Here is an 18038-nt window from a genome sequence, read left to right on the forward strand (position 1 = left end):
TTGGTTATGAAATAACTTTTAATGTATTTTTAACGTAGTTGGCTTTTTGTATGGCACTGTCTCGGTTCTGGTCTACCACGGTGATGTGGCCCATTTTGCGGAAGGGCTTGGTGTATTTTTTGCCATAAAGGTGAACATATACCCCATCTATAGCCATGATTTTTTCCAGTCCCTGGTATTTGGCCACTCCATTGTGGTTCTTTTCGCCAAGGAGATTAATCATAACCGCATTGCTGATGGAACGTGTATCCCCTAATGGCAGGTTAAAAATCGCCCTTAAATGCTGGTTAAACTGCGAAACATAGTTACCTTCAATGGTTTGATGGCCGCTGTTATGGGGCCTTGGGGCCAGTTCATTTACCAGAAGTTCACCATCGCGGGTCACAAACATCTCAACCGCCAGCAGGCCGGTAATGTTGAGTGAGGAAGCAATGTTTTTGGCAATCACTTCGGCCTTGTTCTGCAAAGACTCTGGATAGGTAGATGGTGAGATCAGGAACTCTACCAGGTTGGCTTCGGGGTTAAATTCCATTTCGACCATTGGGAAAGTCTTCATATCTCCATTTGGGTTCCTGCACACAATCACGGCCACTTCCTTTTCAAAATCAATCATTTCCTCAATCAGGCAGGGGGCATCGAACGATTGCTCAATGTCGGCCGCACTGCTGATCTTCATCACACCTTTGCCATCATAGCCATCCTTGCGTTGTTTCAGGATATATGGGAAGGCAAAACTGCTGCTCCGGATATCATCCCTGGTGTTTACCAGCTGGAAAGGGGCCGTAGGTATATTGTTTTCCTTAAAAAATTGCTTCTGTATGCCCTTGTCCTGGATCAGACGGATCACTCTGGATTGCGGAAAAACCTGTTTTCCTTCTTTTTCCAGTTGTTCCAGTGCTTCAATATTAACCTTTTCTATTTCGATGGTAATGATGTCTGCTTTTTTGCCGAAATTGTACACTGTATCGAAATCGGTAATAGAGCCGCATTCAAAGTAATTTGCAAGATGTTTACAGGGAGCATCGGTATCCGGATCTAAAACCAGGGTGGTAAGGTTGTAATTGATGCCTTCCTGTATCAGCATTCTGCCGAGTTGTCCACCACCAAGTATACCCAATTTTAAATCACTTATTTGTTTTGCCATATCTATTGAAAAAGTTATGCTTATTTTGCACAAAAATAACAATATAAACGGATTGATGGATGCAGATGCTATAATTATTGGTGCAGGGGCCTGTGGTTTAATGTGTGCAGTGCAGGCAGGTTACCTGGGCAAAAAGGTGATACTGCTGGAAAAAAACGACCAGCCAGGGGCTAAAATACTGATTTCAGGCGGAGGAAGGTGCAATTACACCAACCTGCTTGCCGGCGATGAGCAGTTCATCTCGGCCAATAAACATTTCGTTAAATCGGCCTTTACACAATGGACTGTAGCCGATACCATCAGTTTTTTTGAAACTTATGGTATTTATGGGAAAGAAAAAACCCTGGGGCAGCTTTTTCCGGATGGGAAAAATGCAAAGGATGTGGTAGCAGTATTTACTTCACTGTGTGCAGATTTTGAACAGCGATTGATTTGCGATGCACAGGTAATGGATATAGCTGTAAATGAAGGTTCTTTTACCGTGAAATATGAAAAAGGCGGTAAAGCGAAAACGCTGACAGCTCCTAAGCTCGTTATGGCCAGCGGCGGTCTGCCCATTCCTAAAATGGGGGCAACCGATTTTGCCCTGCGTTTTGCGCGGGGCCTGGGGCTTAACATTGTATCAACAGCACCTGCACTGGTACCGCTTACTATAACCGGAAAGGACGAGGGCTGGTATGCCCAGTTGTCCGGAAACAGTGTTTTTTGCCGTGTAAGCAATGAGCGCATTGCCTTTGAAGAAAACATCCTTTTTACCCACTGGGGCTTAAGCGGCCCGGCCATTTTGCAGATCTCTTCGTACTGGGAAAGAGGAGAGGTATTCAATATAGACCTGTTGCCTGGCCAGCAGATGGGTTCGCTGATTGAAGCGGAACGTAAACAAAACGGCAAAACGCTGCTGTCTGCTTTATTTAACCGCCATTTCACACGGAAATTTACCGATGCCCTTGCTAAATTCCTACCGGTTGAAAAGCAGGTTGCAGTTTTAACAAAGGCTGAGCTGGAGAACATTGAGCAGATTATACATGAGTTCAAAGTGAAACCTGCGGGAGATAAGGGATACGATAAGGCTGAAGCGATGAGAGGGGGGATCGATACGGCCGAATTATCCTCAAAAACATTGGAATGCCGGAAAATACCAGGTTTATTCTTTGGCGGCGAATGTCTGGATGTGACCGGCTGGCTGGGTGGCTACAACTTTCAATGGGCCTGGGCAAGTGGTTTCGTTATTGCCCGGAATTTATAAGTTTAAATAAACTGAGTTTTTCTTTTTTATAAGAGATGTCTGCCTGATACTCATTTAGAATGCGTTCAGGGTGCGTTCGGGATGCGCCCTGATTTGAACAGGGGTTAAGCAAGTGTTAGACCGGGGTTGATAAGGCCCTTGGGTATATCAACCCCTAACCAACCCCTACGCAAGGCCTAATGAACCTAAAGCGCATCCCGAACGCACCCTGAACGCAGTTCAAATGCATCCCGAACGCAAGTCAAGCGTCTCGTTCTTATAGAACTATATCCGCATACAATCCGCTCTCCAGAAATAAACTGGTCTTTTATTTAGGCAACTGTATCGAAATCAGAGTTTTACACGTATAATGATTAAACCAAATTTAAACAGATGAAACCGTCACGATTTTTCAAACCACACATTGGGATGAATAAACCGAGCTTGCGAGTTCTTAAACACCAGAACAATTAAAAGCTTTTGAAAAAGCTGATAGCTTCATCACAGTTGAAAAACAAATAATATACAGATGAAAAAGAATTCGACCTTATTTCTAATTATTGCTGTTTTAATGTTCAATACGACTTCGTGTAAAAAGGATAACAAACCATCTGCTGAGGGCAAAGATCTGATATTGACCGAAAGAGAACAGCAAAAGGTAGAAGCTGATAATGCTTTTACTTTTAAGTTATTTAAAGAAACGCTGTCTAAACCTTTGGCCGGCAAAAACCTGATGTTGTCACCTTTAAGTGTAAGTATGGCCCTAGGTATGACCAGTAACGGAAGTAACGGTACGACCTTAGAGGCCATCAGAAATACCATGGAATTTAAGGGTTTTACAGCGGCAGAACTGAACAGCTATTACCATAAAATAGTCACTGAATTGCCTCAGCTCGATCCTAAGGCCTCGTTGAAAATTGCCAATTCCATCTGGTATAGAAATACGTTTAGCCCATTGCCTGCTTTTCTTAAGGTGAATGCAGATAACTATAATGCAGCAGTCGAGGGACTTGACTTTGCAAATCCAGCTGCGAAAGACAAAATTAATAATTGGGTAAACACCAGCACGAACGGAAAAATCCCAACTATAATTGAGTCAATCGGGCCTGGTATGCTGATGTACCTGATCAATGCAGTTTATTTTAAAAGCGATTGGAAATATAAGTTTGATAAGAACCGGACTGCAAAATCTGATTTTAGCCTGGGCGATGGCAGCAAGATTCAGACCGACTTTATGACGGCAAAGGCCGATGTTAATTATTTAAGTGCGACAGATGCAGTTCTTTATGAACTTCCTTATGGGAATGAAAAATACAGCATGGTAATTGCACTGCCTGCCGCCAATACCAGTATAAACGAATTTGCAAACTCAATTACAACCACAAAATGGAAGGGCTGGATGACGGGTTTTAGAAAAATCGCTGCGGAAATAAAGATGCCAAAATTTAAATTCAGCTATGAATCTAAATTAAATGATCCATTGATAAACCTGGGTATGGGAATAGCTTTTGGCAAAAACGGTTCTGCAGATTTTAGCAGAATTAGTGCTGGAGGAGGTTTACAAATAGACGAGGTGAAACATAAAACCTTTATTGAAGTAAATGAAAGCGGGACAGAAGCTGCTGCTGTTACTTCTGTAGGCATTGTACTGACTTCGGCACCGGGGGTACCAACTCCGATCCTTATTGACCGCCCGTTTGTATTTGCCATCCGCGAAATGAAAACAGGTCTGATCTTATTTACCGGTATCATCAATAACCCCTTATCGGATAAATAAGGGGGAAGCTGATTTTTATTCGCAGTTGGGAATGCTGTAGGTCCAGGTTTCAGCAATGCCGGTTGGGAACGTGTATACCATGCCTTTGCCGGTTTCGAACCAAAGTTTACCGCGTACTTTCTCGCGGTTACCGATTTCGTTCATGGAGAGGCTGTCGAAAATACGACCGTTGATCATCACATATTTGATTTTTTCTGAGTTTCTGATGTCATCCAGGGGGTTACTGTCCATCACCACAAGGTCGGCCAGTTTTCCAACCTCCAGCGAGCCGATTTCTTTGTCCATGCCCAGGTAGGCTGCTCCGTTCAGGGTGGCACAGCGAATAGCCTGCAGGGGTGTCATTCCACCCTGTACCAGCATCCAAAGTTCCCAATGTGCACCCAGCCCCTGTATTTGTCCATGTGCCCCTAAATTCACTTTTGTACCGCCATCGGCTATTTGTTTTACCGTTTTGGCTACTTCTATATGGCCGTAGTCGCCATATTCGGAAGTGGTCCTTCTTCTGGCGCGAGGGTCTATAATAGAGCGGGGTGTAAAGGCCATTAAACGCTCGTTTTCCCATACATTGGTACGGTCGTACCAATAGTTTTCGCCCCACTGACTCCCATAACTTACAATGAGTGTAGGGGTATAAGCCACTTCAGATTTGTTCCAAAGGGTAGTCACATCTTTAAATACAGGTGCCACCGGAATGCTGTGTTCAATGCCGGTATGGCCATCAGCTACCATGTTCATATTCGTATAAAAGGTAGATCCGCCTTCGGGTACCACCAGCATTTTCAGTTGTCTGGCGGCCTCCAGGATCTGCTGGCGCTGATCGCGGCGGGGCTGATTGTATGATTTTACAGAAAAAGCACCTACGGCCTTTAACCTGCGTAGGTGCGACAGCGCATCATCAAGACTATTGATGACCACTTTGAAGTCGCCATCGGCACCATACAGGATGGAGCCTGTAGAGTACAAACGTGGGCCGGTGAGTCGGCCGGCTTTGATCATTTCTGATTGGCTGAAAACCATTTCGGTATTGCTGGAAGGGTCGTGCGCCGTAGTTACCCCAAATGCCAGGTTGGCCAGGTACGACCAGTCCTGCTGCGGCGTAATGCCATCCGGACTGGTACGCAGGTGTGCATGTACATCTATCATTCCAGGCATAATGGTTTTACCGGTAACATCAATTACCCTGGTATTTGCCGGAATGGCAAGGTTTTTACCAATAGATACAATTTTATTGTTTTCAATCAGGATGACACCATTTTCTATCACCTCATCGCCCTTCATGGTAATGATGCGGGCGCCGGTAAGGGCAGTAAGGCCGGTGGGCACATCGGTTTTTAATTTTAGGCCTATGGACAGGCCTACACTGTCGGGTTGCTGAATGCCCTGTGCAGATCCATCCGTAAAGTTAAACGCAGTCTTGATGTCCCTGCTGAAATATTGCTCGCCCAAAGTCCAGAATAATTTGTTGCTGTCCTGGCTCCAGTGGATATAAGTACCGGCATCTTTGGTGATACGGGTAAGGGGGATGGCTTTATTGGTAGATGAGAGCTCGAGTGCGGCGCCGGCTGTAACCATTGGGGTTACATACACATTAAACAATTCCGTAAATGCCATCCATTTGCCATCGGGGCTGGGCGCAAATTGAGTGGCATAGGTTGAGGTATAGTGGGTACGTTCGTTAGCTCCGTTCAGATCTATGCTTTTGAATACTTTTTTGCCGCCTTCAGAAGACTGGAAATAGATCCGGGTATCATCGGTATTGAATTCCGGCCTGATGCCGCTTTCAGAGATCAGTGTTTTTGGTCCGCCATTAACCGGCATGGTAAAAATGCCGGTACCCCGGCCATAGGCATAGCCCAGCACATCATTGCCAATACCTTTACGAAAAACGATCTTGTCACCCTTATTTGAAAATGAAGGAGAGTAATAAAAGCCCTTTTCTTCGGTAAGTGTTACTGTTTTACCTGATTTGAGGTCCGTCTTTTTTATTGCGCCTTTGAACTCATCGCTCCATGTCGCATAAATTACCGATTTCCCATCGTTGCTGATGGCTGGTTCGAACTCAAAGTCAATCCCCTTGCTGATCCTTTCGGGTGTACCATTGGGCAGGTCTTTTTTGTAAAGGAAGCCTGCGGCATTAAATACCACAAATTTACCGTCAGCAGAAGTGGTTAGCTGCCGGATCATTTTTACCGTAAAGTCGTTGTTAAATACCTGCTGCGGGAAATGCAGTGCCTGCTGTATGGTTTGCAGGCTGGTAACGTGGAAGGGGATGTTATTGGTGAAAAGCGAATTCAGGTCGATTTTTTTGATCTTTCCACGGGCATAAAAGACAATGCTCTTGCCATCGGGTGTCCATGCAAAATTGGGATATACCCCAAAAATGGCCCAGGTTTCCTGCTGGTCGTGCGAGAGGTCTTCATATATGGGCCACTCTTCGGCGGTCTGCAGGTTTTGCAATACCAGTACCGATTTTAATCGGATACGCTTTACATAAGCCATCATTTTACCATCAGGTGATACCTGTGGCCTTACTGCACCGCCGGGCTGGGCGATAAGGCTGGTGATTTTTCCGGTAACCAGATCGAGCTGCCTGATGGCGTAAATCATGCCGTTGGGATCTTTGCTGTATTCAAAATTAGGGCCGGGCGACATATCTTCACTGTAATAAAGGTACCTGCCGTTTGGTGAAACATTGGGCTCGCCTGCATCCTGCTGGTCATTTTTCCTTTTGGTAAGTTGTACACCTTCGCCTCCATAAATGCTGTACATCCACATTTCGCCGGCACCAAGGGAGCGGGTACCGGTAAAGTGTTTACGGGCAATCAGGTATTCGCTGTTTGGCATCCAGGTGGCATTGTTCAGCAGTCGGAAGCTCTCTTTGGTGATCTGCCTTTTGCCGGAGCCATCGCGGTTCATAATCCAGATGTTATCGGCACCGCCTTTGTCGCTGGTATAGGAAATGTATTTGCCATTCGGACTGAAACGGGGCTGTATATCCCAGCTCACACCACCGCTTAGCAGTATTGCAGCGCCGCCGGTAATGGGCATAGTATAGATGTCGCCCAACAGGTCGAACACAATATCCTTCCCATCTGAACTTACATCAAGGTTCATCCAGGTGCCTTCATCGGTATTTAAGGTAAAAGATTTGGTGTTTCCGCGGTATTTTTCAATATCCCATTTTGCAGGCTGACCGTTTGTCTGCGATGGCGGCGTGTTTGTGCGTGTTTGTGCAAAAGAAGGTTGAAGTATGAATAAAAGAACTGTTAGTAAAGATAGTGTTCTCATATAGCCTGTATTGGAATTTAGGCCGCAATTTAGTAATATCAGTTCATTTTTATAGTTTTGAGGTGCAACCTTTTTATGAACGAGACGGAGATATTAAAACGATACTGGGGATACGATGGCTTCAGGCCCTTACAGGACGAGATCATCAGATCGGTTTTAAACGGGAACGATACATTGGCGCTTTTGCCCACCGGGGGAGGGAAATCCATCTGCTTTCAGGTGCCGGCATTGGTTAAAGAGGGGATATGCATTGTGATATCACCACTGGTGGCTTTGATGAAAGACCAGGTAGAAGGATTGAAGGCAAAAGGTATTGAAGCGGTGGCTATTTACGCTGGGATGGGCAAACGCGAGATTGACATATTGCTGGACAATTGCATCTATGGCAAGATCAAATTCCTGTACCTCTCGCCGGAGAGGCTGCTATCGGAACTGGTGCGCGTGCGTATTTCTTATATGAATGTGAACCTGATTGCAGTAGATGAGGCACATTGCATTTCGCAATGGGGCTATGATTTCAGACCTCCTTATCTGAGGGTAAGTGAGATCAGGGAAATCCATCCGGATGTGCCTGTTCTGGCGCTTACTGCTACCGCGACCCGTTTTGTGCGGGAAGATATAGTAGAAAAATTGCAGTTCAAAAAAACTCAGGTATTCGTTCAGAGTTTTGCCCGTAAGAACCTGAGCTATGTGGTATTGGATGACGAAGATAAATACAAAAGGCTGATCAGTGTAGCTGCCAATGTAAAAGGCAGTGGCCTTGTTTATGTGCGTAACCGAAGGGAAACGGCCGAAGTAGCTGCTTTTTTAAACAGGAACCGGATTGCTGCCGATTTTTATCATGCGGGCCTGGAAAAAGAAGAACGGTTTAGAAAACAGGAAGACTGGAAACGCAACCGGATACGGGTGATGGTAGCCACCAATGCCTTTGGAATGGGCATAGATAAACCCGATGTACGTTTTGTGGTACATCTGGATTTGCCCGAGAGTCTGGAAGCCTATTACCAGGAGGCCGGAAGGGCTGGCCGGGATGAGAAACGGGCCTATACGATATTGCTGGCCAACAAATCGGATGAACTTTCGCTAAAGGCCAGGTATGCGGACAGCTTCCCTGATGTTGGGGAGATTAAAAAGGTATACCATTACCTGGGCAATTATTTCCAGCTGGCTTATGGTGCGGGCGAAGGTTTGAGTTTTAGCTTTGATCTGGCCGATTTTTGTAAGCGTTTCAATACCGGGGTGATGAAGAGCATGGCGGCGTTAAAGTTTTTAGAGCACGATGGTTACCTGACCTTATCGGAAAATATATTCCTGCCTTCCCGGCTGATGTTCATTGTTGGAAATGAAGATGTCTATCGTTTCCAGATCGAAAATGCGGGATATGATCCCCTGATCAAAACCATACTAAGGTCGTACGGAGGATCTTTTGACCAATACGTAAAGATCAGCGAGGCCGATATTGCCGGGAAGCTGAGAATGTCTTATAACGATGTGATCAGAATGCTGAACAACCTGCAGGAGCAAGGCATGTTGTCTTATTTACCACAATCAGATCAGCCTCAGCTGCAATACATCCGTCCACGCCTCGATTTTACACACATGGACATCGACCTGAAGTATATTGCCCAACGTAAACAGATACAGCAGGACCAGATCAGTGCGGTGCTGGCTTATGCAGGTAAAAAGATATGCCGAAGCATTCAGCTGCTGGCTTATTTTGATGAACCCGGAGCAGATAAGTGCGGGATTTGTGATGTTTGCCTGGCCGAAAAAAAAGCCGATGATGCCGAGGTGCTGGACGATAAAATAGATTTTGAAATTGTAACGCTTTTACAAAGTGAGCCGCAGGTATTGGATGTGCTGGTGACGGCTATCAGTACCGGCACAGAAAACGAAAGGCTGGAACGTATCCGCATTCTGCTGGATGCGGGAAAGATTAAAACAGATGGCAAAAATTATTACCTTTAAACCCATGAAAAGAACATCCATTATCGCCCTTTTTATCCCGTTTCTACTTACGGGATGCGAAAACAAATGTATTGAAGACTCGGGCAACCACGTAAGCAGGGCAATAACCCTGAAAAACTTTGATAAAATAAAAGTGGACGGGGCCATTAAGCTGGTGATGACGCAAGACAGTAGTTATAAAGTGCAGGTAGAGGCCGATTCAAATATCATTACCTATGTTAAAGCGGATGTTTCCGGCTCTGAATTGAGGTTGAAGGTCGACTACGATCGCTATTGTGGTACGGATTCTATAGTTGTAAGGGCGGGTATAGGTGAACTGAGGGGCCTGGAACTGGATGGCGCAGTTGAGGTGTTAGGAGAAGGCCGCATCTATGCCGGAGACGTAGACTTTGCTTTTTCGGGCGCATCTGATGTACGGCTGGATTTAAGCGCGGCTAAAGTAAGTACAAAAGTAGATGGTGTTGGCAAAATTGCGCTGAGCGGACAGGCAGGAACACATGATTTGAAAATTAAAGGTACCGCAAAAGTAAACGCCTTTGATTTTATTGTAGGCGTTTACAATATTGATACCGAGGGTACGGGTAAGGCGGAAATCAATGTGCTGAATGAACTTAAGGTGAAAACTTCCGGATCAAGCGAGATCTATTATAAAGGAAACCCTAAGAAGGTGGATGAGAAAAAATCAGGTGCAACCAAACTGGAAAAAGTAAATTGAAACTAAAGAACGACAAAAAGGTCATCCGGTCCTGGGCATTTTTCGACTGGGCCAACTCTGCTTATAATCTGGTTATCACTTCAACTATTTTTCCCGCTTATTATACCATCATTACCACCACGCAGGAACATGGGGATAAGGTTAGTTTTTTTGGCCGGACATTTACCAATACCGCATTATCAAATTATGCGCTTTCGGTGGCCTATCTGATTATGGTTATTTTACTGCCTATACTTTCATCAATAGCCGATTACAGGGGCAATAAGAAAATCTTTATGAAATTGTTTACCTATATGGGCGGCCTGGCCTGTATAGGGTTGTACTTTTTTAAACTGGACACCCTGGAATTCGGGGTAATCTGTTTTGCCATAGCGGCTATGGGCTACGTAGGCGGGGTGATGTTCAATAATTCCTATTTACCTGAAATTGCTACGCCAGACCAGCAGGATACGGTAAGTGCCAAGGGCTATGCCTACGGTTATGTGGGGAGTGTACTCCTGCAGATCATATGTTTTGTGTTTGTATTGAAACCCGAACTTTTCGGAATTACCGATCTTTCCTTTCCGCCAAGGTTGTCATTTTTGCTGGTAGGCTTATGGTGGATCGGCTTTGCGCAGATCCCTTTTAAAAAGCTGCCTGCTGGCAGTCCCAATTATGCAACCATCAATAAGAAAGTGATCAACAGCGGTTTTCAGGAACTTGTCAAAGTATGGAAGCAACTGAAACACATGAAGTTTCTGAAACGGTTTTTACCGGCTTTCTTTTTCTATTCGATGGGCGTACAAACCATTATGCTTGCTGCTGCCGGTTTTGGGGAAAAAACACTGCACCTGGGTACCGCAAAACTGATTGCGGTAATCCTGATCATACAGCTAGTGGCTATAGCCGGAGCGGTACTGATGTCGCGGCTTGCCAAAAAAACAGGAAACGTAAGGGTATTGATCTTTGTGGTGTTCATCTGGATTGGAACCTGTATATGCGCTTATTTTGTAACCAATGAGTACCAGTTTTATGGCCTGGCTGCAGTTGTAGGTTTAATCATGGGAGGGATACAGTCGCTTTCCCGCTCTACTTATTCTAAGTATCTGCCGGAGAATACACCGGATACGGCTTCCTATTTCAGCTTTTATGATGTGACCGAGAAACTGGCCATTGTAATAGGGCTGTTCAGTTTTGCCTATATAGAAGAGGCGACCGGCAGTATGCGCAACTCAATTATCGCTTTGGCATCATTTTTCGTTATAGGTTTGGTATTTTTGCTGTTCCTTAGAAAGGTTGAATCGAAATGAAGATAGAATTATTTGTGCCGTGTTTTGTTGATCAGCTATATCCTGAAACTGCATTCAATACCGTTAAATTACTGGAAAAGGCTGGATGTGAGGTGTTTTACAATACTGCACAGACCTGTTGTGGTCAGCCTGCCTATAACGCAGGATACTGGGAGCAGGCCAAAGAAACCGGCATCAAGTTTTTGAATGATTTCTCTGAAACAGACTATATTGTAGCTCCTTCTGCTTCCTGTGTAGGGATGGTGAAAGGCGGTTTTAATGATTTGTTTACCAATACGATCGTACACAATAAATGCAGGAATATTCAGGCCAACATATTTGAGCTTTCTGACTTTTTGGTGAACGTGCTGAAGAAGGATTATTTTGGTGCAGAACTGGATGGTAAAGCTGTTTACCACGATTCCTGTAGCGGTTTGCGCGAATGTAAGATCAAAGCGGAGCCCCGGCTGCTGCTTTCCAAAGTTCATGGACTGGAAATGGTGGAAATGAAGGATACGGATATGTGCTGTGGTTTTGGCGGTACTTTCGCTGTGAAGTTTGACGCCATCTCGTCAGCTATGGCGCAGCAAAAGGTGAACAATGCACTTGAACAGGGGGCTGAGTATGTTATTTCGACGGATCTTTCCTGTCTGATGCACCTGCAGGGCTATATTGACAAAAATAATATTCCTTTAAAAACCATGCATTTAGCCGATGTTTTGGCAAATGGCTGGCTTGAAAGTACAGAATATTAATTATCTTTGCATCCGAAAAGAAAATCACATTGTAAGTGATTGTTTTATATTTTTTTTAAAACTTAAATCATAGTTGTAGATGATTAACATTACACTACCTGACGGATCAGTCCGCCAGTATGAAAAGGGCATAACTGCCCATCAGATTGCCTTATCTATTTCTGAAGGCCTCGCAAGAAATGTTTTAGCTGCCGAAGTAAACGGCGAAGTATGGGATTCATCCAGACCTATTGAGGCTGATGCTGCGGTAAAATTGCTGACCTGGAACGACCAGGCCGGTAAATCTACCTTCTGGCATTCATCTGCACACATTATGGCTGAAGCTCTGGAAGCGTTGTATCCGGGAACCAAATTCGGGATAGGTCCGGCTATTGAAACCGGTTTTTATTACGATGTTGATTTTGGCGACAGGGAATTTTCTTCGGATGATTTTAAGGCCATTGAAAACAAGATACTTGAACTGGCCAAACAAAAAGAAGTTTTTGAGCGTAAGGCCATCAGTAAAGCCGATGCCATTAAATATTTTGAAGAAAAAGGCGACGAATACAAGCTGGATCTTTTGGAAGGTCTGGAAGATGGAAAGATCACTTTTTATACACAGGGTGAGTTTACAGACCTTTGCCGGGGTCCGCACATTCCGAACACCGGTTTTGTGAAGGCTGTAAAGCTGATGAACGTGGCTGGGGCTTATTGGCGTGGTGATGAGACCAGGAAACAACTGACACGTATTTATGGGGTTACCTTCCCTAAAGCCAGTGAACTGACTGAGTATCTTCACATGATTGAAGAGGCAAAGAAAAGGGACCACCGTAAACTGGGTAAAGAACTGGAACTATTTGCTTTCTCGGAAAAAGTAGGTATGGGCCTGCCATTGTGGTTGCCTAAGGGTGCTGCTTTGCGCGAACGTCTGGTTCAGTTTTTAACCAAGGCTCAGGCCAAAGCCGGGTACGAGCAGGTGGTTACTCCGCATATCGGACATAAAAACCTATACATTACTTCCGGCCACTACGAGAAATATGGAAAGGATGCATTTCAGCCGATAAAGACGCCACAGGAAGGTGAGGAGTTTTTCCTGAAGCCAATGAATTGTCCGCATCATTGCGAGATCTATAAAACCAAGCCGCGTTCTTATAAAGACCTGCCTTTGCGTTTTGCTGAGTTCGGTACAGTTTATCGCTATGAGCAAAGTGGGGAATTGCATGGTTTAACACGCGTAAGGGGCTTTACTCAGGATGATGCGCATTTGTTCTGCAGACCAGACCAGGTGAAGGAAGAATTCAAAAAGGTAATTGACCTGGTACTGTATGTGTTTAAATCGCTTGGATTTGAAGATTATGTAGCGCAGGTTTCGTTGAGAGATCCTGAAAATAAAGCCAAATACATCGGTAGCGATGAGAACTGGAGGCTTGCTGAGTCGGCTATTATAGAAGCTGCTGATGAAAAAGGATTGCCAACAGTAGTTGAATATGGTGAAGCTGCATTTTACGGTCCGAAGCTGGATTTCATGGTAAAAGATGCCTTGGGTAGAAAATGGCAGCTGGGAACAATTCAGGTAGATTATAACCTGCCGGAGCGGTTTGAGCTGGAATATACCGGAAGTGATAACCAGAAACACAGACCGGTGATGATCCATCGCGCGCCTTTTGGATCGCTGGAACGTTTTATAGCCGTGCTGATTGAACATTGTGCAGGCAACTTCCCTTTATGGCTTTCTCCCGAACAGTTCATCATTCTTCCGATCTCAGAAAAGTATGAAGATTATGCAAAAAAAGTTTCAGATGAATTAAATAATTCCGATATTCGCGGGCTGATTGACTTCCGGGATGAGAAGATTGGAAGAAAAATCAGAGACGCAGAGGTTAAAAAAATACCTTATATGCTGATTATTGGTGAGAAAGAGATGGCGGAAGGTAAGGCCTCAGTAAGAAAGCATGGTGAAGGCGATTTAGGTGAAATGACCCTGCAGGAGTTTAGTGAACTATTAATTAAAGAAATAACAGTTTAAATAAGATACAAATTTGGCATTAGGCAGACCAGGATTTAACAGGGGACCACGTCCTCCTTTTAAGAAAAAAGAAGCAGAACATAATATTAATCAGTTTATCAGGGCACAAGAGGTGAGATTAGCTGGGGATAATGTTGAACCGGGGATCTATCCTTTGGCAAAAGCTTTGGCCATTGCCGATGAACTGGAACTGGATCTTGTAGAGATCTCTCCAAATGCGGTGCCACCGGTTTGTAGAATTATTGATTACAGCAAATTTGTTTACGAGCAGAAGAAAAAGCAGAAAGAGATCAAAGCAAATGCGAAGCAAACTGTAATTAAGGAGATCCGTTTCGGGCCTAATACTAATGATCATGATTTTCAGTTTAAACTGAAACATGCGATTAGTTTTCTGGAGAATGGTGAAAAAGTGAGAGCTTATGTGCATTTTAAAGGCAGGGCAATTGTTTACAAAGAGCAGGGAGAGATCCTGTTGTTGAAATTTGCCCAGGCACTTGAAGATGTGGGTAAAGTGGAGCTGTTACCTAAGCTGGAAGGTAAGCGTATGTTTTTAACGCTGGCCCCAAAAGTTGCTAAGAAATAATATAAATTACATAAATAAAAACAGGTTATGCCAAAAATGAAAACCAATTCCAGTGCTAAAAAGCGTTTTTCGCTTACTGGAACAGGTAAAATCGCAAGGAAGAATGCCTACAAAAGCCACATCTTGACAAAGATGTCGACTAAACGTAAGCGTAACTTAGGACACACTTCAATGGTGTCGGACGCTGATATGGGCAACGTTAAACGTATGCTTTGCATCGGTAAATAATTAAATTTTTAACCAGGTACCCGGTAGTAAGTTTGCTGTAATACGCAACACCGTTTATCAAAAACAACAAAAACATGCCACGTTCGGTAAACGCAGTAGCTTCGAGAAGAAGAAGGAAAAAGGTCTTAAATTTAGCCAAAGGCTATTGGGGATCAAGAAGCAAGGTTTTCACCATTGCTAAAAATACGGTAGAAAAAGGTTTGCAATATGCATACCGTGACCGTAAAGTTAAGAAAAGAGAATTCCGCGGATTGTGGATTCAGCGTATCAATGCTGGAGCACGTCAGCACGGTATATCTTACTCTCAGTTAATTGGTAAGTTAGCCGCTAAAAACATCGGTTTGAACCGTAAGGTTCTGGCAGATTTAGCGATGAACCATCCAGAAGCTTTTAAAGCTGTAATTGATACAGTAAAATAGATATAACGGATTGTTATAAAAGAAAAGGGAGCTTATTGCTCCCTTTTTTATGTCTTTATATTTTTGTCCTCAGATGCAGATGTGTTGCCCTGCTTGAAGGATACTTTCTTTGTCAACAATACTCATTTTAGGGATTCTGCCCAATATTTTTATTTTGCTGTACTGTGTGATGTAGGCTTCGCTTTCAGCATTTGGTGTGCCATTAAAGATCAGGCCCTCAACCGCGACGTTATTCGTCTTCAGGACTTCCAGGGTAAGCAGGGTATGGTTGATGCTGCCTAGGTAGTTCTGCGATACAACAATCACCTTTGCTTCGAGGCTTTTAATCAGGTCCAGTATCAGTTCGGTATCGTTCAGCGGAACCATCAGGCCGCCTGCTCCTTCAATGACCAGGCTGTTGCTGGTTGCCGGTTTCTGCAGGACATTGATGTCAATTTGTACCCCATCCAGGCGTGCAGACAAATGTGGGGAGAGTGGCTGGCCAAGCCTGTATTTCTCCGGATGAACAATGGTTTTAGTATTGCTGATAAGGTGTTTGATGAACAGGCTGTCGCTGATCTCAAGATCGCCCGATTGTATAGGTTTCCAGTAGTCGGCCTGTAGTTTTTCCGTTAGCACTGCGCTGACAACTGTTTTGCCAATGCCAGTGCCAATGCCGGTTACGAAATAAGTATTGCTCATGCGCTGTATGTTTTTATAAGTTCTTTAACCAGGGTTTGTATTTCTGTTTCCGTATTAAAAGTATGCAGGCAAATCCTTAACCTTTCTTTTCCTTCTGCTACTGTAGGGCTTAAGATAGCCCTCACATCAAGTCCTTTTTCCTGAAGTGTTGCTGCCGCTTTTTTTGCAGTATGGCTATCGGGGTAAATTACGGTATGTATGGCACTTGTGCTGGGAATGTTGTTCAGGGCTGCCTTGCCGATCAGGTTCTGGTAGCAGTTGATCTTTTCTCTTATCAAGGAGGTATAATCTGTTTGTTCCAGCAGCTGGTAAGCCGATCTGATATTAGCAATGGTATGGATAGGTGCAGCGGTAGTATAAATAAACGAACGTGCAAAATTGATAAGATATGCTTTCAGGTTTACACTGCCCAATACGGCAGCGCCATGACAGCCCAGTGCCTTTCCAAAGGTAACAACACGTGCAAAGATATCTTTCTCCAGGTCGGGTCGCTGCTGTACAAGTCCGGCACCATGTTTCCCGTATATGCCCAATGCATGGGCTTCATCTACGATCAGGTTGGCCTGATAGGTTTTGCAGAGTTTACTGATCTCAGTCAGCGGGGCCGTATCTCCGTCCATAGAAAATACACTTTCTGTAACTACGTAGCTGTTGCCCTTTGCAAGCTTTAATTTGGCTTCCAGGCTATTCAGGTCGTTGTGTTTAAAAGTGTAGCGGTTTGCATTACTGAGGCGGGCACCGTCGATCAGGCTGGCGTGTATGAGCTCATCGGCAATGATGGTGTCCCCGCGCTGGCCCAGACTGGAGAGGAGCCCCAGATTGGCGTCATAGCCGGAATTAAAGAGGAGCGCTGCCGGAGCCTGGTGAAAAGCGGCAATATGCTGTTCCGTTTCCTCGGTAAACCAGTGATTGCCGCTGAGCAGGCGCGAGCCTCCGGAACCATTTTGATGTGCAGGAATCAGGGCCAGGATTTGTTCGGTTTTTGCATTTAATTCGGCCGACCGGCCAAAGCCCAGGTAATCGTTAGAAGAGAAATCAGCTTGAAAAGTTGCTGAAGAGAGCTTTCTCAAAATACCCTTGTCAGCCCTTTGCTGCAATTTGCCTTTTATGAATTCCTCTGCCTGGTTCATTAATTTTTGTTAAGCTGCGAGATGGATTTCTGCATCTGGGCCATCATGGCGCTTAATGTTTCTATGGTTGGCTCTGGGGTTGGTTCTGGCAATGCCGTTGAGATATAGGCTTTGGCTTTCCAGATTTCAAGGATATCATCGGCCGAAACGGTGTACGGATCGTAGACTTTATTGTCAGAAATCAGTTTCAGTTCTTTGTTTTCCTTAAAGCGGTTTCCGGCCCTTTTGTAAACAACACCTTCAGCGCGACTGATGATGATATAGGTTTCGCCTGTTTTAACATCGTTCCAGTTGTCGAGGTACTCTGCTACAATGATGCTCCCTGGCTGGATGGGCAGCATGGAATCCCCAACAATTTCGAAAGCCCTGAAGGTGCCTTGCCTTAAAAAGGGCAGGGGCAGCTGAAATTTAGGAAGTTCCTTGATGTATTGAGGATCTGAAAAGCCATTGAGGTAACCAGCGCTAGCTTTTACAGGTACCATTTCGATGTTCTCATTGTCGTCCTTGTCGACCGATATACTTAATATCCTAAGGTTTGAACCCTGGCTTTTAGGTTTGGGTTTCCAGTTGTCATTGATGTTTTCGGTCAGGAATTCATCTATGGTCAGGTCAAAATATTCTGCTATTCTTTTTAGTAATTCGTACTTAGGTTCGGCACGATCTTCCTCGTAGGCTCCGATCAAAGAGCGCTTAATTTGCATTGCATCAGCGAATTGCTGTTGTGTTTGCCCCTTTTTCTTTCTTAGGTACTTAAGGTTGGATGAAATATTTGACATAAAAAAAGTTTAAAATAAATTTGTTTTTGCTAATATTGTTAGTATTATTGTGCCAATAATGTTAGTTATATTATTC

The 18038-nt window shown here is 44.4% G+C and carries 15 protein-coding genes; 10 read left to right on the forward strand and 5 right to left on the reverse strand.

The window, feature by feature from the left end; genetic code table 11:
• Positions 1-4: 4 nt before the first annotated feature.
• A complete protein-coding gene (locus tag ABIE26_RS04840) occupies positions 5-1144 on the reverse strand; it encodes a 5-(carboxyamino)imidazole ribonucleotide synthase (protein WP_310139427.1) in 1140 nt (379 codons plus the stop codon).
• Positions 1145-1160: 16 nt separating this feature from the next.
• Here ABIE26_RS04840 and ABIE26_RS04845 point away from each other — a divergent pair, with 16 nt between their 5' ends.
• Together ABIE26_RS04845 and ABIE26_RS04850 are read left to right on the forward strand one after the other, a co-directional pair.
• Complete coding sequence (locus ABIE26_RS04845; RefSeq protein WP_310139426.1) at positions 1161-2390, forward strand: NAD(P)/FAD-dependent oxidoreductase; 1230 nt, start codon at positions 1161-1163, stop codon at positions 2388-2390.
• 508 nt (positions 2391-2898) lie between these two features.
• A complete protein-coding gene (locus tag ABIE26_RS04850; RefSeq protein WP_310139425.1) occupies positions 2899-4146 on the forward strand; it encodes a serpin family protein in 1248 nt (415 codons plus the stop codon).
• 15 nt (positions 4147-4161) lie between these two features.
• Here the strand turns inward: ABIE26_RS04850 and ABIE26_RS04855 are convergent, their stop codons facing one another.
• A complete protein-coding gene (locus ABIE26_RS04855; RefSeq protein ID WP_310139423.1) occupies positions 4162-7434 on the reverse strand; it encodes an amidohydrolase family protein in 3273 nt (1090 codons plus the stop codon).
• Positions 7435-7509: 75 nt separating this feature from the next.
• Between ABIE26_RS04855 and ABIE26_RS04860 the strand changes: the two genes are divergently transcribed.
• From ABIE26_RS04860 to rplT, 8 genes are all read left to right on the forward strand, one after another.
• Positions 7510-9402 (forward strand): RecQ family ATP-dependent DNA helicase, encoded by a 1893-nt coding sequence (locus tag ABIE26_RS04860; protein WP_310139420.1) that lies wholly within the window; start codon positions 7510-7512, stop codon positions 9400-9402.
• A gap of 4 nt (positions 9403-9406) precedes the next feature.
• Entirely contained in the window at positions 9407-10117 is a 711-nt protein-coding gene (locus ABIE26_RS04865) for a head GIN domain-containing protein (RefSeq protein ID WP_310139417.1), read from the forward strand.
• Positions 10114-11406 (forward strand): MFS transporter, encoded by a 1293-nt coding sequence (locus ABIE26_RS04870; RefSeq protein ID WP_310139415.1) that lies wholly within the window; start codon positions 10114-10116, stop codon positions 11404-11406. Before ABIE26_RS04865 ends, ABIE26_RS04870 begins: the two co-directional genes overlap by 4 nt.
• A complete protein-coding gene (locus ABIE26_RS04875; RefSeq protein ID WP_310139412.1) occupies positions 11403-12140 on the forward strand; it encodes a (Fe-S)-binding protein in 738 nt (245 codons plus the stop codon). The genes ABIE26_RS04870 and ABIE26_RS04875 overlap by 4 nt, the downstream gene beginning before the upstream one ends.
• Before the next feature lie 79 nt (positions 12141-12219).
• On the forward strand, positions 12220-14145 hold the full coding sequence (thrS, locus tag ABIE26_RS04880; protein ID WP_310139410.1) for a threonine--tRNA ligase: 1926 nt from the start codon (positions 12220-12222) through the stop codon (positions 14143-14145).
• A 13-nt stretch (positions 14146-14158) separates the two neighbouring features.
• A complete protein-coding gene (gene infC / locus ABIE26_RS04885) occupies positions 14159-14728 on the forward strand; it encodes a translation initiation factor IF-3 (protein ID WP_310139409.1) in 570 nt (189 codons plus the stop codon).
• 27 nt (positions 14729-14755) lie between these two features.
• Entirely contained in the window at positions 14756-14956 is a 201-nt protein-coding gene (gene rpmI, locus ABIE26_RS04890; protein ID WP_084240471.1) for a 50S ribosomal protein L35, read from the forward strand.
• Between the two features lie 74 nt (positions 14957-15030).
• On the forward strand, positions 15031-15375 hold the full coding sequence (rplT, locus tag ABIE26_RS04895) for a 50S ribosomal protein L20 (protein WP_015807731.1): 345 nt from the start codon (positions 15031-15033) through the stop codon (positions 15373-15375).
• Between the two features lie 69 nt (positions 15376-15444).
• Here the strand turns inward: rplT and bioD are convergent, their stop codons facing one another.
• Genes bioD through ABIE26_RS04910 form a run of 3 tightly spaced genes read right to left on the reverse strand, consistent with a single transcriptional unit; the run spans position 15445 to position 17962 of the window.
• A complete protein-coding gene (bioD, locus tag ABIE26_RS04900) occupies positions 15445-16056 on the reverse strand; it encodes a dethiobiotin synthase (protein ID WP_310139405.1) in 612 nt (203 codons plus the stop codon).
• The gene (locus tag ABIE26_RS04905) at positions 16053-17186 is read right to left on the reverse strand and encodes an aminotransferase class I/II-fold pyridoxal phosphate-dependent enzyme (RefSeq protein ID WP_310139404.1); all 1134 of its coding nucleotides are present in this window, start codon (positions 17184-17186) and stop codon (positions 16053-16055) included. The genes bioD and ABIE26_RS04905 overlap by 4 nt, the downstream gene beginning before the upstream one ends.
• Complete coding sequence (locus tag ABIE26_RS04910) at positions 17186-17962, reverse strand: XRE family transcriptional regulator (RefSeq protein ID WP_310139403.1); 777 nt, start codon at positions 17960-17962, stop codon at positions 17186-17188. The genes ABIE26_RS04905 and ABIE26_RS04910 overlap by 1 nt, the downstream gene beginning before the upstream one ends.
• Positions 17963-18038: the final 76 nt, after the last annotated feature.

The sequence above is a fragment of the Pedobacter africanus genome (assembly GCF_040548825.1).
GTDB classification, from domain to species: Bacteria; Bacteroidota; Bacteroidia; order Sphingobacteriales; family Sphingobacteriaceae; genus Pedobacter; species Pedobacter africanus_A.